The sequence below is a fragment of the Leisingera sp. SA215 genome, from assembly GCF_055902035.1.
This window is the reverse complement of record NZ_JBVVXU010000011.1, coordinates 1-21782: the sequence shown is the minus strand read 5'-3', so window position 1 is coordinate 21782 and position 21782 is coordinate 1. Positions and strand designations below refer to the sequence as shown.

Here is a 21782-nt window from a genome sequence, read left to right as displayed (position 1 = left end):
TGAAAGCCGGGACCGGTTCAGGCTGACCTCGATTACGGCCAGTTTCGGCCCGGCCGTGCTCAGATCCAGAGACCGGAGAACGTGACCGCGAGCCCAAGCCCGCAGAGTCCTATGGTGGGAGCCAGGCGGCGCGCTCCGATCAACCCGGCAGAGACCAGCGTCAGCCCCACGCCCATGCGCAGCAGTGCTATCAGGGCGTTCAGCGGATCATCGGCGAGGTTCAAGATGCCCGGATTGGCCACCATCCCCAGCGGGATCAGGTACAGCCCGACGCCCAGCGACATTGCGGTGAGCGCCACCTTCAGCCAGCTTTCCCCGATCATACCCGCTGCGATGAACACAGCGCCGCAGACCGGTGGCGTGATGGTGGACAGAAGCGCGAACCAGAATACGAAGAGATGCGCCTGCAACGGCTCGAGCCCAAGCTGTGTCAGCGCCGGTCCGGCGACGGAAACGCAGATCACATAGGCCGCGGTGGTCGGAACCTCCATGCCCAGGATCAGGCATGCGATCGCGGTCAGGATCAGCGACGGCCACAGCAGCCCGCCCGACCCCTGGATAATCAGCGAGGTGATTTTTACGCCCAGCCCGGTGATCGACAGTACGCCGATGATGATCGAAGCACACAGGATGATCGCGGCGATCATCGAAACCTGCCGCGCCGCATTCAGCAAGGCCGCCATCACGCGGTCGCGGATCTGGCGCGGCTTGAACGTCATCTCGGCGTTGAACAGCAGCAGAACCGCACCAGCAAGCACCGACAGGGCGGCGGCATATTCAGGCGTGAAACCAGCCCCGAACATGCCCCACAGCAGCACGGTGAACGGCACCAGGAAAAACAGCGAGGTTATAATCACGTCGCGCCGCTGCGGCCGCTCTTCCGGCGGCACGCCGCGCAGCTCGAAGCGGCGGTTGTAGGCGTTGATGCCAACCCAGACCGCCAGGAAATACAGCAGCGCAGGCAGCACCGCCGCCGCCATGATCGAGGTGTAGGGCACCCCGGTCAGCTCCACCATAACGAAGGCGCCCGCCCCCATCAGCGGCGGCATGATCTGACCGCCGGAGGAAGCCACTGCCTCGACCGCTGCCGCCAGCCGCTTGGGGTAGCCCAGCCGCGTCATCGCCGGCATGGTGATGGCGCCGGTAGAGGCGACATTGGCCGACGCCGAGCCGGAGATCGAACCGAACAGCGCGGATGAAATAACCGAAACCTTGGCCGCGCCGCCCTTGAGACGGCCGGCGGCGGCCCCGGCCACATTCATGAAGCCCTGGCCTGCCTCGCCCGCGTTCAGCACCGCGCCGAAGATCACGAAAATCGACACCACCCCGACCGACACCCCGGTCAGCGATCCCCAGATGCCGCCCTCGGCGATGGTGAGCGTGCCGAGAAAACTTTCCAGCGGCGTGCCGGAGTGGCCGAACTCGCCCGGAATGTGCTGGCCGAACAGCCCGTAGAGCAGGGCCAGCGCTGCCACTACTGGCAGCGGCCAGCCGATCGCGCGCCGCGCGGTCTCCAGCACCACGGCCAGCAGCAGCACGGCAATAACGATCTGCCCGCGCCCCTCAAGGAACCCGTATTGATCGCCCAATGCATCCGCATTAACCGCAACCCATATGGCCGCCGCGCAGCCCAGCACCGCCAGCACAATTCCCGAATAAAGCCGCCCCCGCGCCTTGACGCCAAAGACCAGCGCAAAGGGCAGGATAAACGCCATATGCAGCGGGCGGCTCACAAGGTTCGGAACGATCCCGGCAAACACAAGCGCAAGGTGGTAGGCCACCAGCCCTGTGGCCAGCAGCAGCCAGAAGCCAGCGGCGAGGCGGCGCGTCGGTAATTTTGTCATTGGGGGGCCTTTAAAAGAAACAGCGCGCCGCGGGGGTAGCCGCCCCGAGACGCGCCGAACAGTCGATTATTGCTTTTGGGCGTCCGGCAGGGCGATACCGGCTTCCTCGTAATAGCGGGCAGCACCCGGGTGCAGCGGTGTGGTGATATGCGCCATCAGTTCCTCGGTCACACCGTTCCACCATGCAGAGGTATCCGCCATCTCGGCCTTTTGCTCCCAATAGGTGCGGGTCAGCTGATAGGCAGTTTCCTCGTCCATCTTGGTGGTAGTGAAGGCAGCAACCGGCAGCGAAGTGGTGGTCACATCCTCATCTTGGCCCGCATAGGTGCCCGCCGGGATCACCAGTTTGGTGCGTTTGGTCTCAGCCACCTGTTCCGGGCTGAGCGACAGCAGGGTCACCTGGGTCGAGGCGGCCGCTTCCACCACGTTCGGCGCCGGGAAGGAGCCGGCGGTGACGAAAGCGCCGATCTGGCCGTTCTTCAGTGCGGCAACCGCGTTCGACAGCTCCGCATCGGCGATCTTCACCTTGTCGGCGAGGCCGAACAGGGTGAGGTACTTCTCGCCTTCGGTCGCACCGAAGGAGCCCTTGCCCAGCAACACTGTCTTTCCCGCCAGGTCGTCCAGCTTGCCGGTGCCGCCTTCGCCGGCCATCACAAAATGCATGGTCAGAGAAGGGATCGGGAACAATGCCCGGATTTCATCGAATTGCGGCGCCGACTTTCCCTCGAAGGGGCCTTTACCCTGCTGCGCGAGGCCGACCAGCGCTGGCGGAGTGGTGAACACATAGTCGCCGCCGCGCGCCCGCACTTCCATCACGTTTTGGGTCGACCCTTGGCTTTCCTCGATGGTGACGATGATGCCGCCATCTGTTCCGGCTTTCATTGCTTCTGCCAGTTCCACCCCCATCTGGTAGTAAGAGGAGCCGCTCTTGGCAGACTTGTAGGTCACCCGCGTTTCAGCCTGAGCAGTTCCTGCCAGCAGCACGCCGGCTGCCATCATGGCGCCCATATGTTTCAGAAATTTCGTCATAAGTGGTTCCTCCGTCCCAGACCGTGAATAGTCGATAGTCCAACTTAGGCCGCTGCGCCAGACCGGCCATAGCGGCACCGGTTTGCATAGGCTTGAAAAAACGCTTTGCTGGCGCCGCCGGCAACTGGAAGAACAGGGGCCGTGATGAGGTCCGTTTCCGCCGTGCCGGCGCTGTGCCGGTAAAACCCAAAGCGCGGCTTATACCATGGGATCGTCTTCGCTGCGAACCTCTGTTCTGAAACCGCTTGAGTGGAAACGGAAACACCGCACATTTCAGCCTAGAAGGCCCGACGCAACAGAGCCCCTGCATCCCTTCGCCCAAAAACCGCCAGGGCGCACTCCCGCAACAAGGCCCTTTTGCGGGAGCGCCCATCCTACCCGCCACACCTGTGGCTTTTGAAGGCATTTGCCTGCCAGGCCGTGCCAGATACTGAAAACTATACCTAGTAAACACCTATCAGCCGAGGCAGGAACAGCGATAGCGCTGGCAGGAAGGTCACCGCCAGCATCACCGGCAACGCACCCCGGAAGATCATCATCAACGCCGGTGCTACTGCCCGGTGAATCGAGACATTGCCGGTGCGGCAGGCCATATACAGGATCGGCGCAACCGGCGGGCTGTTGGCGCCGATCACAACTGAACGGGCGACAATGGTTCCGAAATGCACCGGACCCACGTTATTCGCCAGTATCAGCGGCAAGAACAGCGGCAGGGCCAGCAAGATAACCGAATCCAGTGACCGGAAGCCCTGCAGCAGCAGGGTCGGGGTCGAGACGTCATAGGTCCAGACAAGGTACATCAGCACGCCGGCGAAGCACCAGGCAACTGGCACGCCGAACACCATCAAGACCAGCAGGGTAAGGATTGCCCAGATCGGCTCCATAGCTCAGGTCTCCCTGTTGGCAATGAACAGTTTCAGAATCCCGGCCACGGCATCACGCAGCGCATATAACGTGGCGGCCGCAGCGGCGAATACGATGGCGCCCTGTCCCGCAAGAAGCGGAATGCCCAGGCCCGGGGTAGTCTGCGGCCGCCGGAAGGACCAGCCCAGCATGTCGCGCGCCAGCGACAGAAAGAACACATCCAGCACCAGCACAATCACCGCCAGCAGCAGTTCCCGCAGCGCCTGCAGCCGCGGCGAGGAAATTGCCTGTGCGGTGAAATCAACGACAATATGCTCCCTGTTGCGGGAGGCTAGAACAGCCCCGGTCATGTACAGCCAATTCGCGCATAAGGTGGACAGCTGCAGCAGCCCAACAGAGGTGGTTCTGTTTTTGCGACCAGTTTTCCGCCGGGTTAAGCTATAGCCTGGGTTTCATGTCAGGCGGCGGCTTTCAGGATCTGGGGTGGCGTATCATAGGCCTCGGCGGGCGTCAGCAGCCCGTGCGATGAGTGCGGACGTTTTCCATTGGAATGGTTGATCCATGCCCCGATCCCGTTGCGGGCCTCCGAGCCGGTCTCGAAGGCGTTCAGGCAGGCGCATTCGTATTTCAGCGACCGCCAGAACCGTTCGATCATCCGGTTGTCCGTTGCGCGGCAGTCGTTTGCTTGCAAACGACGAGAGCGGGGCCAGCGGCCGCGGCCGTCCATCGGGATCTTCACCTTGGCGTCGCGCAGCACGTCGGTGAAGCCGGTGCTGGTGAACTGCGAACCCTGGTCTGAATTGAAGATCTCCGGCTGACCGTATTTGGCCAGCGCATCCTTCAAGGCCTCTATGCAGAACCCGGCGTTCATTGCGTTCGACAGCCGCCAGCTCAGCACCTTCCGGCTGTACCAGTCGATGATGGCGATCAGGTAAAGGAACCCGCGCCGCATCGGAATGCAGGTTCTTTAATTGATCATCTGCGCTCGTTGATATTGTCGCTTGTATCGGCCACCTGCAAGGTTCTTTTCGAAGTCATCCCAATTGGTGCTTCATCTCGGCATCCAAGGCGTCGACGTCCCGAAGGTGATATTCGCGATGCATGATGCTCGCATGTAGATCGCTCGGGTTTTGTCGATTGCCTGCCGCTGTGGTCGGTACGGCAACTTTGGGCGAGCGCGTGTATCGCGGCTCGGGTGCTTTTTCTTAGGTCTCCTTGGGTTCAAATTCGGTGCCGTCTTTCCAGATCGCGCGCATGATCACGGAGAGTTTTCGGGCCAAGGCCACAACAGCTTTCTTATGGCTGGTGCGCTTTTTCAGCGCCATTTCCCATTCCTTGAGGCGCTGGCCCGGACCGGATTTCACGCGGCAAAGCAGGCTGTTGGCTGCCTCGTACAGAACCGTGCGCAACATTCGGTCGCCACGCTTTGATATTCGGCCACCAAAATCGATGTCGCCAGATTGGTAGCGTCTTGATGTCAGGCCGATATAGGTTCCGACAGATCTGGATCGTTTGAAGCGGTCCGGCGTGTCGATCGTTGCCACAAACGTGACGGCACTGACAGCTCCGACGCCCGGTATCGTCATCAGCCTGCGGCAGGCTTCATCATTCCGCGAATGACGGGTCATCTCTTTGGTCAGAAACGCGGCCTGTCGAAGCGCTTCTGTCCGCAACTTCAATAAAGGTTCGATAACTCCAGCCAGAACGGCCTGACCTTCCAGAACTTTCCGGACCCGTTGCTCTTAGGTTTGCAGATGTTTGGGCAATCTGATCCCAAAACTGGCCAGTAACCCTCGTATCGTGTTCCCCGTGTCCATGCGCATCTTGATTGCAACTTCCCGGGCGCGCAAAAGGGCGCGACGTTCCTGGGCAAGGCGGCTCTTGACCTCGATCTTCTTGTAAAACCCCGTCCGGGCCAGTTTCGACAGCATGGCAGCGTCATTCTCATCGGTCTTGTTGTGCATCTGGCTCAGAACTGCATGGGCTTGACGTGCATCGATACAGACCATTGGGAGACCCCTCTGACTGAGTTCACCATACAGCCAGTTTGTCATCCGCCCGGTCTCAAGTACGACACAGACGATATGTTCCATTTCCGCACTCAATGCGCGTGAGAGGACATCCGGGTCCGTAGGCTTCTTGAAAGATGCCAAAATGTCACCTCGATCATCCCGCAGACAAACCGCTGTTTCATCCTTCGACACGTCAAGGCCAACAAAATAGCGTTCCATCACAACTCTCCTTTTTCTGGTGCAGCAACTGTGCACCGTTCGAGAGCGCGGATGATCAATTACTCAGAGTCATGTCGGTACACCCGTTGCCCGGCAGGGTCATGCGCAGCATGATCCCGAGAGGAGGACCTGATTGGGGCGGGTGATAACCAAGTCCCTGAGAAGATATGGACAAACCTTGTGTTCCGGAGGCTTTTGACTGGTCTTGGGCTCCTGGTCGTTCGGCACCAAGCGCATGAGGCGCATCAACCGCCGCACCCGGTGGCGTCCACATTTGTGCCCCTCTCGCTGCATGTGACGGGCCATCTGCTGCGAGCCATGCCACGGCCTATTCAGGAATTGGCGGTCGATGATCTCCATGAACGCCAAGTTCCCGGCGCTTTCACCGCGGGGGTGGTAATACAGGCTTGAGCGGGCCAGCGACAGCAGCTTGCACCTCCGCCGGACGCCGAGATCGGGATGCTCGTGCGTCACCGCTTTTTGCCTCCAGTTCCGAGGCTAAAGCTGGAGGTTTCGGACAAAAATCGCGTTCCACCACCAGTTGGCCGATCTTGGCATGCAGTTTTTCCACGACCTTCGGTGAGATCGGCGGCTCTTCCTGGGGCTTCCCGCCAAACGCGGAAGCCATGTTCGAGATCGCCGTCTTCTTCCAACCGCTGATCATTGTCGGATGGACGCCGTACTTCTTGGCCAGTTCGGCCGTCGTCAGTTCTTCACGAATGGCCTCAAGAGCAACTTTGGCCTTGAACTCCGCCGAATAGCCTTTCCGCGTCGTCATATGTGGTCGTTCCTTCGTCAGGCGCTACAGCTTAGCAACTGGTCCGAAATCCTGCGACCACCTCGCTGATCTACGGACCTGGCATCCGGCCTACCTGTGTAAAAAAATCGAGTAGCCGTAAACCGTCCCGGTGCTAGTGTGACTTCGCCGTGACAGCAGATGCGCGGGCGGGAGCGGGCCGCCTACTTCAGCAGGCCTTCGAGATAAGCGCCATAAGCGTTCTTGGCGAATTTTTCCGCCCGCGCCTTCAGCTGGACCGCATCGATCCAGCCCGCGCCATAGGCGATTTCCTCCAGGCAGCCGGTTTGCAGCCCTTGGCGCTCCTGCAGGGTGCGCACGAAATTGCCCGCATCCAGCAGCGAGCCATGGGTGCCGGTATCCAGCCAGGCGTAGCCACGGCCCATGGTTTCAACCCGCAATGACCCTTCTTCCAGGTACATCTGCAGCAGATCGGTAATCTCCAGCTCGCCGCGCGGCGACGGTGCAACCCGCCGGGCCCGTTCCGGCGCTGTGCCATCCAGGAAATACAATCCGGTCACTGCATAGTTCGAGGGCGGCACCTCAGGTTTTTCGATGATCTCGCGCGCGCGGCCCTGATCGTCGAACCCTACCACGCCATAGCGTTCCGGATCCGCCACGTGATAGCCGAACACAGTGCCGCCGGCGGTTTGCGCATCGGCGGCGGCCAGAAGGTCCGGCAGGCCATGGCCAAAGAAGATATTGTCGCCCAGAACCAGCGCCGAGGGGGCGCCGGCCAGGAAGTCGTCGGCCAGGATAAACGCCTGCGCGAGACCGTCGGGTGAAGGCTGCACCACATAGGTCAGCTCGACCCCCCATTGGCTGCCGTCGCCGAGGAGGCGGGTGAATTGCTCCTGGTCCTGCGGCGTGGTGATCACGCAGATCTCGCGAATGCCCGCCAGCATCAGGACGCTGAGCGGGTAATAGATCATCGGCTTGTCATAGAGCGGCAGCAGCTGTTTTGAGACCGCCATGGTGATCGGATAGAGCCGGGTGCCGGAGCCGCCCGCGAGAATGATGCCTTTGCGGGCGGGGGCGGTTCCTGTGCCGGGCTTGCCATCTGTCATGCCAATTCTCCCAATTCTGTCAATATGTCGTTCAGTCCTGCCCGCCAGTCCGGCTGCGGGATGCCAAAAACTGTCTCCAACGATGTGCAGTCGAGACGTGAATTCAAGGGGCGCGCCGCAGGCGTGGGATAAGCGGAGGTTGGAATATCCTCTACCGCACAGGCAATCCCGGCCCGGGCAAAAATTTCTCTGGCAAAGCCTGCCCAGCAGGTCTGGGGCGCGCCTGCCAGATGGTAGATCCCGGATTTTCCCGGATCCGCCTGCAGCTGCCGCGCCATTTTCATGCAGGCAGCCGCGATGTCCCGCGCGGGGGTCGGCGCGCCGGTCTGGTCGCTGACAATGGTGAGCCGCTCGCGCGCACGGCCCAAACGCAGCATGGTTTTCACGAAGTTGCTGCCATGCGCCGAGACCACCCAGGAGGTGCGCAGGATGGCATATGTGCCGCCCGCCGCCTGCACAGCCAGTTCGCCTGCCAGTTTGGAGCGGCCATAGGCATTCACCGGGCCGGTTGCATCGCTGGGCTGCCAGGGGACAGTGCCGCTGCCGTCAAAGACGTAATCGGTGGAGACGGTGACAAAGGGAATGTTCCGATCCGCGCAGGACTGCGCCATCGCGCCAGGCGCCGCGCCGTTGACCACCTTTGCGAGGGCTTCTTCCTCTTCCGCCTTGTCGACGGCGGTATAGGCGGCGGCGTTGATCACGGCGGCAGGCGCATGGGTGCGGATGGCTGCGGCGCAGGCTTCGGGATCGCTCAGATCCGCCTGATCGCGACCCAGGCAGGTGACGCCTTCCAGCATTGCCAGTTCCTGTGCCAGCTGGCCGGTCTTGCCGAAAACCAGGATACTCATAAGGTCTTCCCCGCTCCGTTTCATCTTTCCCCAAATACTCCCGCCGGAGGCAGGCTTTCCAGCCGGAAAGCCATCACTTGCCCCGGTTCACTTGCCAGTGCCCAGCCGCTGGCCGACGCCGTCGCGGTCCTGCAGGGCGCGCCACCAGGTCTCGTTGTCGAGATACCATTGCACGGTGCGCTCCAGGCCTTCCTCAACCGTCACCGACGGCCGCCAGCCCAGTTCGTCGCGGATGCGGCTGGGGTCGATGGCATAGCGCGCGTCATGGCCGGGGCGGTCGGTGACAAAGGTGATCTGGTCTGTGTAGGATTTCCCGTCCTTGCGCGGTTGTTTCTTGTCCAGAATGGCGCAGAGCGTCTGCACCAGCTCCAGGTTCGAGCGTTCATTCTCGCCGCCGATATTATAGCTGCGGCCCGATGCACCCTTTTGCACCACCAGCAAAAGGGCGTCGGCGTGATCCTCCACATACAGCCAGTCGCGCACGTTGGAGCCGTCGCCATAGATCGGCAGAGGTTTGCCCGCCAGCGCATTGAGGATCACCACCGGGATCAGTTTTTCCGGGAAATGATAGGGCCCGTAGTTGTTGGAGCAATTGGTCAGCACCACCGGCAGGCCATAGGTTTCGGCCCAGGCGCGCACCAGATGGTCGCTGGCGGCCTTGGACGCGGAATAGGGCGAGCGCGGATCATAGGCGGTGTTTTCGGTGAACATCACTGCCGGGTCCGCAGGCAGCGAGCCATAGACCTCGTCGGTTGAGATGTGGTGGAAGCGGAAGCTGTCCGGCCTGCCGGCCTGCATCCAGTATTTCCGGGCGGCCTCCAGCATCTGATACGTGCCGGTGATATTGGTCTCGACAAAATCGCCTGGTCCGTCGATCGAGCGGTCGACATGGGATTCCGCTGCCAGATGCATCACGGCATCCGGTTTATGGGTCTCAAACACGCGGTCCAGCGCGGCGCGGTCGCGGATATCGGCCTGCTCAAAGGCATAAAGCGGGCTTTTTGCGGCATCGGCCACATTTGCCAGGCAGGCGGCATAGGTCAGCGCATCCAGGTTCACCACCTGATGGCCGCGCGCCACGGCCAGCCGCACCACTGCCGAGCCGATAAAGCCGGCCCCGCCGGTCACCAGTATCTTCATGCCGCGCCTCCGGCTGCGAGTATCTTCATCACTTATCCTTCCCAGGCAAAGGGGCTGTCGAAATCAGCCAGCGCGGGTGCGCTTTTGTCTTTGTCCGACAGGACGGGCGTGCCGTCAAACGCCCAATCGATGCCGCAGCTGTCCCAGGCCACCGCGCCGTCGCACTCGGGCGCGTAGTAATCGGTGCATTTATAGATCACCTCGGTGTTCGGCGCCCGGGTCAGGAAGCCATGCAGGAAGCCCTTGGGCACCAGCAATTGCTTGCCGTTCTCTGCCGACAGCTCGATCCCGAACCATTTGCCGTAAGCGGGCGAGCCTTTGCGGATATCCACCGCCACGTCGAACAGGGCGCCCTGGCCGCAGCGCACCAGCTTGTCCTGGGCACGGGGAGGCGATTGGAAATGCAGGCCGCGCAGGGTGCCGGTTTGCGCCGAAACGGAATGGTTGTCCTGGACAAAATCCAGATCGATGCCGTGGGCGGCCAGCCGCTGCCGGTTCCAGCTTTCGCTGAAGAACCCGCGTGCATCGCCGAACCGTGCGGGTGTCAGCACCTTCAGGCCCGGCAGCCCTGTTTCATCTATCTGCATCGCCTCTGACCTCTTGTCTTCTGTGTATCCGCCTGCATCAGGCCGAAGTACTGCAGCCTGATCCGGTCCCATCTGTAGCACCGCCGGGCAACTTCGCGCAGGGATTCTGCTGCGGCGGTATCGTCAAACCCGTCGGATATCAACTCTGGCACCTTAAAGTTAACTGACGAGGACCGAAACCGGGGCTGACTGCAATGATCACGCGGTGCCGGTCTGAGCGATGGTGCGGCAGACCTTCACGGCGGCGGTGCGGAGGTTGCGAAAATCTGCGGATGTCATCTCGTGGCGAGGGAGGTGAATAGTGACCGTCGTCATATAAAATGGGCCTTTAGAGCGGCTTGTACCCCTGCACGCCCTCGACACGCTATCCCGGATGGCGGTCTGGGCCAACGGCACCACCTGGCGTTGTGCGCAGCGGAAGCCTGTGCTGCCTCTTGCGGACGCGTTGAAGGGGCATCCGCCGGCGGGTAACTTAATTCCTGACCCCTTGACTGCCTCATTCCCGCAGCGGGCTTCAGAATGCCGCCCGTAGCAGAGTGAGGCGAGGTATTTCGCAGGTGCGCCCAAGCTGCGGCCGCTGGAATGTGCCCGGCCGGCAGCGAGGCAGGCCCAGATCTCTCGACAAAGCAAAGGAAAGCGACAATAGTCCAATACCGGCCCCATAGAAGAGCGGCAGGTATGAAAAATACAGATATGGCAAAGCTGGCCGACCCGCTCGAGCAGGCAAGTATTCTCATCGTTGACGATGAGCCGGGCATGCGCAATTTCCTCGTGAAAACTCTGCGCCCTCTATGTCAGTTGGTGGATCAGGCCGAAAACACTGAAGCCGCTGCTGCGCTGCTCAATACCCGGCAATATGATGTAATGATCCTTGACAACATCATGCCTGGCCAGAAAGGTCTGGACTGGCTGGAGGAGCAGCGGCGGGACGGCGGCTTCTTGGATACAATCCTGATTACGGCCTACGCCGATCTGCAAACGGCGATCGACGCTCTTCGGGCCGGGGCGTCGGATTTCGTTTTAAAGCCTTTCCGCTCCAATCAGATCCTCAATGCTCTGCGACGCTGCATCGAAACGGCCCAGCTGAAACGCGAGAATATGCTGCTGCGGAGAGAACTGGAAACCACTGGCGTCGGGCGCCGCCGCCGCCGCGAGCTGGTCGGAGCGTCGGCCGCCATCAACCATGTGCGCGTCTTGCTGGACCGGGTGGCACAGGTCTCTACCCCGGTGCTGATCACCGGCGCCTCCGGCACCGGCAAGGAGGTTGCCGCACGCCACTTGCATGCGCTTTCCAGCCGCACTTCGGCGCCCTTCGTGCCTGTGCAATGCGGCGCCATTCCGGCGGATGTGATCGAGTACGAACTTTTCGGACACGCTCCTGGCGCTTTTCCTGGTGCCCCTGCCGGCCGTGAAGGGCTGCTTGCCTCGGCGCAGGGCGGCACCGTTTTCCTCGATGAAATCGGTGAGCTCAGCCCGTCGGCGCAAAACGCGCTGCTGAGGGTGCTGGAAGATGGCCGTATCCGGCCGATCGGCACCGAGCGGACGGTGCAGCTCGATGTCCGCTTTGTGATGAGCTCCAGCCGCACACTGGCCAGGGCAGTTGCTGCAGGAAATTTCCGCGAGGATCTGCTGTTCCGTATCAACGTGCTCGAAGTGGCAATGCCGCTCCTGCGCGAACGCGGTACCGACATTGTCGAACTTGCTGAACTGTTCCTCACCGAAATCGCCGCCCAGCTGCAGCTGCCGCCACTGGAGCTGTCCGCCAGCGTCAAGTCCGCTCTGTTGCGTCATGACTGGCCTGGCAACATCCGAGAGCTGCGGAATTTTGTTGAGCGCTCGCTGATCTTCGGCAGTTTTTCCCTGGACACGCTGGCCCCGGCCCGCCCCGCTGCTGACATCCTGCCGCTGGAAGAAGTCGAGCGCCGCGAGATTCTGCACGCGCTGGAGGCGGTCGGCGGCAACCGCAGCGAAGCGGCGCGGCGGCTGGGGGTCTCGCGCAAGACCATTGACCGTAAATGTGCGGTTTGGGGGCTTTAAGCCATGCGAAGGCTGCGTCTGCTCATGCGGTCGGTCCGGGTCCGGCTTCTGCTGATTGCGCTGCTGCCGATGCTGGTGCTGATGCCCCTGCTGCTGGGCTTCGCCACCTGGCGCTGGTCGAACCAGATCGACGGCCTGCTGATCAGCAAGGTTAACGGGGATTTGACCATTGCTGACCAGTATCTGGCCAGGCTGACCGCCACCTCGGGCGAACTGCTGGATGCGGTGGCGCAATCAGTCCGTTTCCGCAGCGCGCTTACGGCGGGCAGCACTGCAGATTTCCTAGCGCAGGAACGGACCCGGCTCGGTCTCGATTTCCTCTATCTGGCCGGGTTCGATGGCCGTTCCGGTTTCACTCCTGCAGACTGGCCCGTCATCCGCGGCGCGCTGCAGGGGCAATGGCAAAGCGCTGTCGACATTCTGGACGCTGACCAGCTTGACGCGTTGAGCCCCGGCCTCGCCGCCCGCGCCGCCATCCCGCTGGTTGCGACCGAGGCCGCCGTCCCGGCCACCCGCAGCGTCGAAACCCGCGGCATGATCATCCACTCGGCCGCCCCGGTGACCCTGCCGGACGGCCAACGGGCGGTGCTGGTCGGGGGACGGCTGCTGAACCGCAACCTCGATTTCATCGACACCATCAACGCGCTGGTGTACCGCAAACAAAGCCTGCCGGAGGGCAGCCAGGGCACCGCCACGCTGTTTCTCGAGGACGTGCGGATCTCAACCAATGTGCGGCTGTTCGAAAATGTGCGCGCGCTCGGCACCCGGGTCTCTGCCGAAGTGCGCGGCCTGGTGCTGGGGCGCGGCGAAACCTGGCTCGACCGGGCCTTTGTGGTGAACGACTGGTATATCTCCGCCTACGAGCCGATCCTCGACAGCCGCGGCCAGCGGGCCGGCATGCTCTATGTCGGCTTTCTGGAAACCCCGTTCCGCCAGGCCAAGCGCCAATCGGTGCTGGCGCTCGGGGGGGCTTTCCTGCTGATCGCAGCGTTGTCTGTGCCGATCTTCCTGCGGTGGGCCGGGCGTATCTTCCGCCCTCTTGAAAGCATGACCCAGACCATCGCCATGGTCGAACAGGGCGACCTTGCCGCCCGCAACCGCCCGCAGGACGCCAGTGGCGAGATTGCCCGGGTGGCGTCGCACTTAGACAGCCTTCTGGATCAGGTGCAGGAGCGCGACCGGCAATTGCGCCACTGGGGCGAAAGCCTCGAGGCCAAGGTCGAGGAACGCACTGCCGACCTCCGCGAGGCGAACCGGCGGCTGGAGCAGACCACCGAGCGGCTGATCGTCTCCGAGAAACTCGCTGCGGTGGGCGAGATCACTGCCTCGGTCGCGCATGAGATCAACAATCCGGTGGCGGTGATCCAGGGCAACCTTGACCTTGCCCGCACGCTGCTGGGCGATCAGGCCCGCCCGGTCGACGAGGAATTCCGCCTGATCGACGATCAGGTCTACCGCATCGGCGTGATCGTCTCCAAGCTGCTGCAATTCGCTCGGCCGGAGGAATATTCCGGCGCCGCCGGGCTAGTCTCCCCCGCCGAAGTGCTGTCCGATTGCCTGGTGCTGACCCGCCACCAGATCGAAGCGGCGGGGGTCAAGGCCGTGACCCGTCTGGACAGCACCGGCGAGGTGCGGATGTCGCGCACCGAATTGCAGCAGGTGCTGGTCAACCTGATCCTCAATGCAGTGCAGGCTATGCCCGGCGGCGGCCGCCTCTCCCTGACGGCTGAAGATGCCCCGGACGGCGTGCTGCTCACCGCCGAGGATACCGGCACCGGCATCCCGCCAGAATTGCAGAGCCGCATCTTCGATCCCTTCTTCACCACCAAGCTGGCGCAGGGCACCGGGCTGGGCCTGTCGATCAGTCACCAGCTGGTGAATCGCGCGGGCGGGAGCATCACCGTGCAGTCGAAGCCCGGACAGGGCAGCCGGTTCGAAATTTTTCTGCCCTCTCCTGCCGCCAGCTGATCCGGACAAATTGGCGCAAATCTGCGGGGCGTCGCAGCCCCGGGGCGGACAGATTGTCCCGCAACCGCCTGCCTGGGGTTCGCCGGTCGGACAAAGTGGCGAGATAAGCTATTGTTATAACTAAATTATTTGTTTGACAGATCGGCCGGCTCCCCGCCTTTGTCAAGCTACTGCGCGACGCCGCAGGCCATTCCGGAGGGCCGCAATAGGAGGTTGCAGCCGCCGGAACAGCAACAGGGAGGATTACATATGAGCAACCAATCACCCGGTGGACTGGGTTTTCTGCACAAGAGCCACATCACTGCCGAACCCGGCTTTAACCGCTGGCGGGTGCCGCCGGCATCGATCGCCATCCATCTCTGTATCGGCTCGGTCTATGCCTGGTCGGTGTTCAACCCGCCGCTGACCCGCGAGTTGGGGGTGGTGGCCTCCAGCGCCAATGACTGGAGCCTCGGCTCGGTTGTCTGGATTTTTTCGGTCGCCATTGTCTTCCTCGGGCTGGCCGCCGCATTTGCCGGCAAATGGCTGGAAGAGGTCGGTCCCCGCATGGTCGGCGTGGTGGCGGCGCTGCTGTGGGGCGGCGGCTTCATTGTTGGGTCGTTCGGCATTTCCAGTCATCAGCTGTGGCTGGTTTATCTGGGCTACGGGGTGCTCGGCGGCTGCGGGCTGGGACTGGGCTATGTCTCTCCGGTGTCGACCCTGATACGCTGGTTCCCAGACCGGCGCGGCATGGCAACCGGCATGGCGATCATGGGCTTTGGCGGCGGCGCCATGATCGCCGCGCCGGTCAAGGGCTGGCTGCTGGATTTCTACGAAACCGCACCGACCTATCTGGGTGCCAAGGACGCGGTGCAGACCGTGGTTGAAAACGGCCGGGTTTTTGCGGAAACCGCGCAAGGCAAAATCGAGGTGGTGATCGCCAGCGCGGCGCAGGCTGCCGAGTTTGGCGGGGAGGCCGGCGCCTATGCGGTGGGCACCGGCAATACCGGCGCCGCGCAGACCTTCATGACGCTGGGTATCGTTTACTTCGTGGTGATGATTCTGGCCGCCTTCCAGTACCGGGTCCCCGCCAAGGACTGGGCACCGGCGGGCTGGGCGCCGAAACCTGCGGCCTCGGGTCTGGTGACGCAGAATAACGTGCATATCGACCAGGCGCTGAAGACGCCGCAGTTCTGGCAGCTGTGGGTGATGCTGTGCTTCAACGTGACCGCGGGCATCGGCGTGATCGGTGTTGCCAAGACAATGATGTCTGAGATTTTCGGCTCGGTGATGCCGCTGGTGGCGACGGCTGCTTTCGCCTCGACCTATGTGTTGATGATTTCCGTCTTCAACATGGTCGGGCGGTTCTTCTGGGCGTCGACATCGGACTATATCGGGCGCAAGGCGACCTATATGTGCTTCTTCGTGCTGGGCACGGTGCTGTATCTGTCGATCCCGTACTTTGCCTCGGCGGCGGCGGCGAACCCCTCGCTGCTGTATCTGGGCGGCTTCTACCTTGCCACCATGCTGATCTTCTCGATGTATGGCGGCGGTTTTGCCACCATTCCGGCCTATCTTGCGGATATGTTCGGCACCATGCATGTGGGCGGCATTCACGGGCGGCTGCTGACCGCCTGGTCGACCGCGGGCGTGCTGGGGCCGCTGGCCATCACCTCGCTGCGGCAGATGTCGGTAAACAGCGCGGTGCAGGATCTGGCGGCCAAGGTCGATCCCGCCACCTTTGCCGAGAAATTCGGCGCCCCGGTGGCGCAGCTGGATCAGCTGGTGGCGGCTAAGACCGTGACCATCGCCCGGCTGATGGAGATCGCCCCCGCAGGCACCCTGGATCCGACGCCGAGCCTTTATAACACCACGATGTACTGCATGGCGGCGCTGCTGGCGGCGGCCTTCTTTGCCAATCTCGCGATGCGCCCGGTGAAAGAGCATCATCACCATGACGAACCGGAGCTGCAGGCCGTTCCCGGGGAGTAAGCCGCCGGCCGGGGTGTGTTTTGCACCCCGGCTGCGGTTGCAGCCTGCATTCAAAACAGTAGATTTCCCGAGTGAAGTTTAAGTATTTATCGCAGTTACCGGGAGTGCTGTAAATTTCGCGAGGTAACGCCTCTGCGCCTTGCCATCCTCAATGCAGGGTCCAGGATGACGCGGCGGCACTCTTGCAGTCAGCCTTAACACAGAGTTTGCGGGATTTTCTCAACATGCGTTGTATCCTGCGGTTTTCGTGACCTGTTACATCCCTACTATCCGGGTTACGGGCATGCCGGTTTTGAGAGCGGTTTCGATCGGACTTCCGGTCTTTTGCGCGCCCGTCATGCAGCAACCCTCGCTGTTTCTGGCGGCGCTCAGCGCAGATGCGGCACGAAACCCGACGTCTCGCGACCGTCACATTACTGAAATCCGCAGCCGAGGCCGAATGGCCAGGCAGCAGTCCACTGGCTACAATCAGTGCAGCGGGGAAAAGCACAGACCGGCAGGTGAAAGGCGGTTATAGGAGAGAAACTGCGGGAGCGAAATTTGAAAACCAGAAGGCCGAAGCCGGCATCGGTGCAAAGATTCTCAACCGAATGACCGGATTGGGCCGCTCCCGCTTTGAGCTGATAGCATGAATTTTCTTGGGGGCGTGGGGTGCCTGCGGCCATTGTTCAATCCGTGCAACTCGGTCCTGAAAAGTTCAGACATCAGGCGGCCGGCTTTATGGCGGCCCAACCCAGGCCGCTGCCGGCCGCCAGAAGTGCATTGACCAGCGAGCGCATATGGGCCTCGGTGTGAAACGGCGTCGGGGTGATGCGCAGACGCTCCTGCCCACGCGCGACCGTCGGGTAGTTGATCGGCTGGGCGTAGATAGCGTGCTCGGCCAGCAATCGTTCGCTGATGCGGCGGCACAGATGCGCGTCGCCGACGATCACCGGCAGGATATGACCCGGCGTATCGAGGACGGGCAGAGCGGCGTCGCGGAGCATCGCCTTGAGGCGGACGGCATTGGCGGCCTGTCGGTCCCGGTCTTCAGGATGGGCCTTGACGTGCTGGATCGCGGTGTGTGCGACCGCGGCAGGATGAAGACAGAGAGAGGTGGTGAAGATGTAGCTGTCGGGCATGCTGCGGATGACACCAATCAGCATGGACGGGCCGGCGAAGTAGCCGCCCATCTCGCCAAAGGCTATGGTCAGGCTGCCCTCGATCACGGTCCGGCGATGCGCCAGTCCCTCACGTTCGGCGACGCCGCCACCGCGCGTACCTAAAATCAGACGGCATGGATTTCATCGAGACAGGTTAGCGAGCCATGCCTTTCGGCGACATCGCAGATGACCCCGATCGGGGCGATGCCGCCGTCCATGCTGCAGACACTCTCGAACGCGACGAATTTGGGGCGATCAGGATCGATATCGCTCATCAACTCGTCGAGGTGAGCAGCGTAATTGTGACGGAAGATGAACTTTTCCGCGCCTGCCCTGCGGATGCCTTCGATCATCGAATTGCGGTTCTGGGCGCCGGCGAAGATCGCACAGTTGGGAAGAGCGCGCCCGAGGGTGCCGAGGGCGGCCAGGTTGGGTCTATGTCTGGGCCGGCGGGACCTGTAGTAGCTTGGTCCGCAGGCCAATTTCGGCTCCGATTCAGGATTTCTGCCGGGCTTTGCTCTGTACAAGGCGAAAGCTTTCTCCGAACCGCTCTGCCTCGTGTTTTTCCATCGCAAGGTCCAGATCCCATTTCCGGATTTCCTTGGTCAAGATACGATCCCTGTCTTTGCGTTGTTTGGCGATCTTGCGCCTGACTGCGCCAACGGTCAGGCAATCCCGTGCCGGCGGGCCGTTCAGGGCCGTGTTGGGTGCGGGCGCAGGTCCGAAAATGCCGACGACCGCGCGACGCTCGGCGGCGGTCAACCCGTTCACGACCATCGGCCCGAGCAGCAGCGATTCCGACAGGCAGCCATTGGCGGTGACAACCTCGTGCCGGTCACAGGCGAAGTGAACCCATGTGATCTCTCTCTTGCCCTTCATATGGCGGATGCCCGGCACCGCCGTCAGGGATTTTGCGGGCGCGAACGCCTCGCTGGTGAACACTTCGTCTAATTGCCCGTTCCCGCCGACAAATATGCGGTGCTGCGGCGAGACGATCAGGTCCTGCGCGGGCAGGTTCCGACCCAATGCCTCGGCCCTGATCTGCACCGGCTTTGCACCGGCTTCGACCTCTTCCAGCGGATGGTCGCTGCAGCGTGCCCAGCGGATTGACTGCGGGCCGTGATCGCGGGTCAGAACCAAATCGCCAGGTTTCAGCGTCTCCACCGGGCGCGGCCCGTCCGGTGTGCCGATCATCGTGCCAAGGGCATAGCAGACTATGTTGCTGTAGGGCTCCGAACTGGATGATGTGCCGTCGCCGCTATCAAATGGATCGCCATCGCGCCCCTGTACAGCTGTAAATGCTGTTCCGTTGACAGGTTCTTGCCCCTCTGGATAGCCAAAACCAACGTTTACACCGTCAATCCTGACAACGAACACTTCATTGCCAGCAGAATCCAACATTGAGAACTCATTCTCAACGACAGAACCGGCCAGATACGTTACACCATTTATGGTGACATCTTGGCCAAGTGTCTGAGCTCCGCCAGTTTCTACATATTCGTCCTCGAATTGACCGTCATCATCAATGATTTCTAACTGGGAACCTGATCCGCCGTTGAATGTGAAGGTTTCACCGATCCATGTTGGCGCCGAGGCATTATAATCCGGGCTATCCGGATCGTTGGAATGGGTATCGCCCTCTATGTCCGTCATCGGGATTGCCGGTGGCAACGTATAAAGCGACCAATCGTATATCTTTATTATTGGCATCAACTCCGCCTCCCTTACATGACTCGCACAAACTTTCGAAGACCCACGCTAAACTCGGTGGATAAGACCCTGCCGGCGAAACCTGAACATCTGGTGAAGACGCGCCATTTTACTGGTGAAGACGCGCCATTTTAGATGGGGTGGTTGCCGCCAATTCCCCGAACGGCATCGCGATGTGCCATGAATGAGAGTCTGAACAACACATTCAAATGGAAAGGACGGCAACCATGACGGAAGATATCATCATCGGCGTTGATCTGGCAAAGAACGTATTCCAGCTGCACGGCGCGGCTGCGGACGGGGCTGTTATTTTCCGAAAGAAGCTCACGCGGGCGCAATTCCATCGCTTCATGGCCGATCATCCGGCATCGTTTGTGGTCATGGAGGCTTGCGGTGGTGCGCATTATTGGGCGCGTGAACTGGAGTTACTGGGTCACCGGACCAAGCTGATCTCGCCGCACTATGTGAAACCCTTCGTCAAGCGTCAAAAGAACGACGCAGCGGATGCCGAGGCAATCGTTGAAGCCGCACAGCGTCCCTCGATGCATTTTGTTGCGCATAAATCAGAAAGTCAGCAGGCGAGCGCTGTTCTTTTCCGCTGCCGGGAAAAGCTGGTGAAGCAACGGACCGAGCTCTTCAACGCGATCAGATCGTATTTGTACGAGTTCGGGCACGTCATTCCGAAAGGACCGCGCCATCTTCGAAAGGTGGCCGGAATCGTAGAGGATGTGGACGCATCTTTACCTCAGGAAGCCCGAGATATTTGTCGTGATCTGCTCTGCCAGATCTCCGACAAAACACGCCGAATTGACGAAACGATGAAACAGATCAACGCCAAATCCAGCCAGCAAGAGACATCAGGACGGCTGCAAACGATGCCGGGGCTAGGGCCGATCACAGCGGCGGCCATCGAAACCTTTGCACCGCCTATGGATACATTCCGGCGGGGACGAGACTTCGCAGCCTGGCTGGGGCTGGTTCCGAGACAAAACTCGACAGGGGGAAAACAACGCCTGGGCCGAACGTCGAAGATGGGCCAGCGGGGCATCCGACGGCTTCTGATCATTGGGGCGATGTCGGTGATCAGCCGGGCCTCTCGCGGCCACGACTTCAAAAACGGTTGGCTCAACGCCATGCTCAAACGCAAACCGCGCATGGTCGTGGCAATTGCATTAGCCAACACAATGGCGCGCGCAGTCTGGGCGATGACAACGAAGCAGGAGGCTTATCGGGAACCGGCCGCAGCGACCGCGTGAGGGAAAAATACGTAAGGTAAACGAGAACGAAGGAATGTGAGGAAGGCAAAGCCCCGATGGGCAAGTTGATCGACCAGATCAGGGTGAGCGAAACCAGCGCAAAGTTAAGGACGCAACAGTCCGAATTTTAGATTTGGAGCTGACCCGCGGATCTCCACATCGGCCAGCGGCGCTTGAGAGGCCGCACTAGAAGGCCTTAAACAAGTACGCACTCGATCACTGGTTCAAAAGGTCAATGTTCTCCTTGCAAAGCAGGCGGCAACCACACAAAAGCCAGCTGGCCTGCCCAATTCCAACACCGCGATTTCCCGCTTGCGCGCTTCTCCGACGCCAGGCAATGCCGCGCATCATTATAACGTCGCGCGTGGCGTCCGGGAAAGCTACAGCTCCGCTGCCCCCAGTGCAACCCGCAGCATCACATGAGGCAGCTTGGCCCTGTCGAGGGTCCGCTTCCTGGAAAGTGACCATGGAATTTTGCACAGGCAGCATCTTTGACGCGGCACCCCTCGTCTACGGCCGCTCCGGGCTGGCTTGAGCCGATTACAGCTGAACTTCGTTCCTGTTCCCGGACACCGGGGTAAAGTACCCCTGTCCAAGAAAGGAACATGGAATGGGACAATCGAGGCGGACGTTCACAGACGAGTTTAAAGCCGCAGCTGTTGGTCGGCTTTATCAGCCTGGCGCCACACAAACCGGCGTGGCCAGGGAACTGGGTATGACGAGCTCGCAGTTGAAGACCTGGCGCTTGGAGATCGAAGCGGCAGGATCAATGGCGGCACTGCGCAGGCAGCAGGCGGATGCGGCGGAGCTGGACCGTCTGCGCAAGGAAAACAAACGTTTGAAGCTGGAAAATGAAATCCTCGAGAAAGCTTCTGCTTTTTTCGCCTCAAGGGCAGCGAAGACATGACACACAAGCATGCATTTGTCGCTGCCCACAAGACTGTTTACCCGATCACTCATCTCTGTCGCATTGTTGGCATTGCGCGCAGCTGGTTTTATGGCTTTGTTCAGTCGCAACCAGCCCGAGATCAGCGGCAAAAGCTGCGTACCGACCGGGACGCAGACCTGCTGGCCAAGATCAAAGCGGCGTTTTCCCAAAGCAAAAAAAGATATGGGTCAAAGCGGGTCCACCAGGATCTGATCGCCGATGGGGCCCATGTCTCGGAGCGGCGCGTGGCCAGAATAATGCGGAAAAACAATGTCTCACCGCGCCTGCACAAGCGCCGGAAGCCACGCACCACAGACAGCAATCACAGCCTCAGACCCTCGCCAAATCTGCTGGAGCAGCGGTT

Annotated in this window: 22 protein-coding genes and 1 pseudogene; 7 read left to right on the top strand and 16 right to left on the bottom strand. The window is 61.2% G+C overall.

Features of this window, described 5'->3' with window-relative positions:
* Positions 1-59: 59 nt before the first annotated feature.
* The 13 genes and pseudogenes from AC0KW6_RS13240 to rfbC all read right to left on the bottom strand — a co-directional run bounded on the left by AC0KW6_RS13240 (position 60) and on the right by rfbC (position 10406).
* A complete protein-coding gene (locus tag AC0KW6_RS13240; protein WP_474035108.1) occupies positions 60-1844 on the bottom strand; it encodes a TRAP transporter permease in 1785 nt (594 codons plus the stop codon).
* Positions 1845-1910: 66 nt separating this feature from the next.
* Positions 1911-2873 (bottom strand): TAXI family TRAP transporter solute-binding subunit, encoded by a 963-nt coding sequence (locus tag AC0KW6_RS13235; RefSeq protein ID WP_474035107.1) that lies wholly within the window; start codon positions 2871-2873, stop codon positions 1911-1913.
* A gap of 443 nt (positions 2874-3316) precedes the next feature.
* Positions 3317-3757, bottom strand: a complete 441-nt coding sequence (locus AC0KW6_RS13230) for a TRAP transporter large permease subunit (protein ID WP_474035106.1) — start codon at positions 3755-3757, stop codon at positions 3317-3319.
* Positions 3758-3760: 3 nt separating this feature from the next.
* Positions 3761-4117: a TRAP transporter small permease subunit gene (locus AC0KW6_RS13225; protein ID WP_474035169.1), complete on the bottom strand. Its 357-nt coding sequence runs from the start codon at positions 4115-4117 to the stop codon at positions 3761-3763.
* A gap of 77 nt (positions 4118-4194) precedes the next feature.
* Positions 4195-4701: pseudogene (locus AC0KW6_RS13220) on the bottom strand (transposase); the annotation flags it as partial.
* Positions 4702-4942: 241 nt separating this feature from the next.
* Complete coding sequence (locus AC0KW6_RS13215; protein ID WP_474035168.1) at positions 4943-5458, bottom strand: IS110 family RNA-guided transposase; 516 nt, start codon at positions 5456-5458, stop codon at positions 4943-4945.
* Between the two features lie 21 nt (positions 5459-5479).
* Complete coding sequence (locus tag AC0KW6_RS13210; RefSeq protein WP_474035105.1) at positions 5480-5968, bottom strand: IS110 family transposase; 489 nt, start codon at positions 5966-5968, stop codon at positions 5480-5482.
* A 99-nt stretch (positions 5969-6067) separates the two neighbouring features.
* Complete coding sequence (locus tag AC0KW6_RS13205) at positions 6068-6328, bottom strand: IS3 family transposase (RefSeq protein ID WP_474035104.1); 261 nt, start codon at positions 6326-6328, stop codon at positions 6068-6070.
* Between the two features lie 22 nt (positions 6329-6350).
* Complete coding sequence (locus AC0KW6_RS13200; RefSeq protein WP_474035103.1) at positions 6351-6746, bottom strand: transposase; 396 nt, start codon at positions 6744-6746, stop codon at positions 6351-6353.
* Between the two features lie 182 nt (positions 6747-6928).
* Entirely contained in the window at positions 6929-7831 is a 903-nt protein-coding gene (rfbA, locus tag AC0KW6_RS13195) for a glucose-1-phosphate thymidylyltransferase RfbA (RefSeq protein ID WP_474035102.1), read from the bottom strand.
* Positions 7828-8679 (bottom strand): dTDP-4-dehydrorhamnose reductase, encoded by an 852-nt coding sequence (gene rfbD / locus AC0KW6_RS13190; RefSeq protein WP_474035101.1) that lies wholly within the window; start codon positions 8677-8679, stop codon positions 7828-7830. Before rfbD ends, rfbA begins: the two co-directional genes overlap by 4 nt.
* 87 nt (positions 8680-8766) lie before the next feature.
* Complete coding sequence (gene rfbB, locus AC0KW6_RS13185; protein WP_474035100.1) at positions 8767-9819, bottom strand: dTDP-glucose 4,6-dehydratase; 1053 nt, start codon at positions 9817-9819, stop codon at positions 8767-8769.
* A gap of 32 nt (positions 9820-9851) precedes the next feature.
* A complete protein-coding gene (rfbC, locus tag AC0KW6_RS13180) occupies positions 9852-10406 on the bottom strand; it encodes a dTDP-4-dehydrorhamnose 3,5-epimerase (RefSeq protein ID WP_323780181.1) in 555 nt (184 codons plus the stop codon).
* Positions 10407-11084: 678 nt separating this feature from the next.
* Here rfbC and AC0KW6_RS13175 point away from each other — a divergent pair.
* The 4 genes from AC0KW6_RS13175 to AC0KW6_RS13160 all read left to right on the top strand — a co-directional run bounded on the left by AC0KW6_RS13175 (position 11085) and on the right by AC0KW6_RS13160 (position 17014).
* On the top strand, positions 11085-12443 hold the full coding sequence (locus tag AC0KW6_RS13175) for a sigma-54-dependent transcriptional regulator (RefSeq protein ID WP_323780184.1): 1359 nt from the start codon (positions 11085-11087) through the stop codon (positions 12441-12443).
* A 3-nt stretch (positions 12444-12446) separates the two neighbouring features.
* Positions 12447-14411 carry a sensor histidine kinase gene (locus AC0KW6_RS13170; RefSeq protein WP_474035099.1) on the top strand — a complete coding sequence of 655 codons (1965 nt, stop codon included), beginning with the start codon at positions 12447-12449 and terminating at the stop codon, positions 14409-14411.
* Between the two features lie 249 nt (positions 14412-14660).
* Positions 14661-16382 carry an OFA family MFS transporter gene (locus AC0KW6_RS13165; protein ID WP_474035098.1) on the top strand — a complete coding sequence of 574 codons (1722 nt, stop codon included), beginning with the start codon at positions 14661-14663 and terminating at the stop codon, positions 16380-16382.
* A 377-nt stretch (positions 16383-16759) separates the two neighbouring features.
* On the top strand, positions 16760-17014 hold the full coding sequence (locus tag AC0KW6_RS13160) for a hypothetical protein (RefSeq protein ID WP_474035097.1): 255 nt from the start codon (positions 16760-16762) through the stop codon (positions 17012-17014).
* A gap of 72 nt (positions 17015-17086) precedes the next feature.
* Here the strand turns inward: AC0KW6_RS13160 and AC0KW6_RS13155 are convergent, their stop codons facing one another.
* Genes AC0KW6_RS13155 through AC0KW6_RS13145 form a run of 3 tightly spaced genes read right to left on the bottom strand, consistent with a single transcriptional unit; the run spans position 17087 to position 19234 of the window.
* On the bottom strand, positions 17087-17590 hold the full coding sequence (locus AC0KW6_RS13155; RefSeq protein WP_474035096.1) for an aminotransferase class I/II-fold pyridoxal phosphate-dependent enzyme: 504 nt from the start codon (positions 17588-17590) through the stop codon (positions 17087-17089).
* 59 nt (positions 17591-17649) lie between these two features.
* Positions 17650-18006, bottom strand: a complete 357-nt coding sequence (locus tag AC0KW6_RS13150) for an aminotransferase class I/II-fold pyridoxal phosphate-dependent enzyme (protein WP_474035095.1) — start codon at positions 18004-18006, stop codon at positions 17650-17652.
* Positions 18007-18019: 13 nt separating this feature from the next.
* Positions 18020-19234 carry a Hint domain-containing protein gene (locus AC0KW6_RS13145; RefSeq protein WP_474035094.1) on the bottom strand — a complete coding sequence of 405 codons (1215 nt, stop codon included), beginning with the start codon at positions 19232-19234 and terminating at the stop codon, positions 18020-18022.
* Between the two features lie 227 nt (positions 19235-19461).
* On the opposite strand from AC0KW6_RS13145, the gene AC0KW6_RS13140 reads away from it, so the two are divergent.
* The 3 genes from AC0KW6_RS13140 to AC0KW6_RS13130 all read left to right on the top strand — a co-directional run.
* A complete protein-coding gene (locus AC0KW6_RS13140) occupies positions 19462-20490 on the top strand; it encodes an IS110 family RNA-guided transposase (protein WP_474035093.1) in 1029 nt (342 codons plus the stop codon).
* A gap of 610 nt (positions 20491-21100) precedes the next feature.
* Positions 21101-21397: a transposase gene (locus tag AC0KW6_RS13135; protein WP_474035092.1), complete on the top strand. Its 297-nt coding sequence runs from the start codon at positions 21101-21103 to the stop codon at positions 21395-21397.
* The coding region (locus tag AC0KW6_RS13130) for an IS3 family transposase (protein WP_474035091.1) at positions 21394-21782 on the top strand (389 nt) is incomplete at its 3' end. The genes AC0KW6_RS13135 and AC0KW6_RS13130, both read left to right, overlap by 4 nt.

Coding starts and splice junctions, on each gene's coding strand:
- rfbC (WP_323780181.1), bottom strand. CDS start 10,406: ATGCAGATAGATGAAACAGGGCTGCCGGGCCTGAAGGTGCTGACACCC.
- AC0KW6_RS13145 (WP_474035094.1), bottom strand. CDS start 19,234: ATGCCAATAATAAAGATATACGATTGGTCGCTTTATACGTTGCCACCG.
- AC0KW6_RS13140 (WP_474035093.1), top strand. CDS start 19,462: ATGACGGAAGATATCATCATCGGCGTTGATCTGGCAAAGAACGTATTC.
- AC0KW6_RS13200 (WP_474035103.1), bottom strand. CDS start 6,746: ATGACGACGCGGAAAGGCTATTCGGCGGAGTTCAAGGCCAAAGTTGCT.
- AC0KW6_RS13160 (WP_474035097.1), top strand. CDS start 16,760: ATGCGGCACGAAACCCGACGTCTCGCGACCGTCACATTACTGAAATCC.
- AC0KW6_RS13240 (WP_474035108.1), bottom strand. CDS start 1,844: ATGACAAAATTACCGACGCGCCGCCTCGCCGCTGGCTTCTGGCTGCTG.
- AC0KW6_RS13230 (WP_474035106.1), bottom strand. CDS start 3,757: ATGGAGCCGATCTGGGCAATCCTTACCCTGCTGGTCTTGATGGTGTTC.
- AC0KW6_RS13210 (WP_474035105.1), bottom strand. CDS start 5,968: ATGGAACGCTATTTTGTTGGCCTTGACGTGTCGAAGGATGAAACAGCG.
- rfbB (WP_474035100.1), bottom strand. CDS start 9,819: ATGAAGATACTGGTGACCGGCGGGGCCGGCTTTATCGGCTCGGCAGTG.
- rfbD (WP_474035101.1), bottom strand. CDS start 8,679: ATGAGTATCCTGGTTTTCGGCAAGACCGGCCAGCTGGCACAGGAACTG.
- rfbA (WP_474035102.1), bottom strand. CDS start 7,831: ATGACAGATGGCAAGCCCGGCACAGGAACCGCCCCCGCCCGCAAAGGC.
- AC0KW6_RS13205 (WP_474035104.1), bottom strand. CDS start 6,328: ATGGAGATCATCGACCGCCAATTCCTGAATAGGCCGTGGCATGGCTCG.
- AC0KW6_RS13165 (WP_474035098.1), top strand. CDS start 14,661: ATGAGCAACCAATCACCCGGTGGACTGGGTTTTCTGCACAAGAGCCAC.
- AC0KW6_RS13135 (WP_474035092.1), top strand. CDS start 21,101: ATGGGACAATCGAGGCGGACGTTCACAGACGAGTTTAAAGCCGCAGCT.
- AC0KW6_RS13175 (WP_323780184.1), top strand. CDS start 11,085: ATGAAAAATACAGATATGGCAAAGCTGGCCGACCCGCTCGAGCAGGCA.
- AC0KW6_RS13170 (WP_474035099.1), top strand. CDS start 12,447: ATGCGAAGGCTGCGTCTGCTCATGCGGTCGGTCCGGGTCCGGCTTCTG.
- AC0KW6_RS13235 (WP_474035107.1), bottom strand. CDS start 2,873: ATGACGAAATTTCTGAAACATATGGGCGCCATGATGGCAGCCGGCGTG.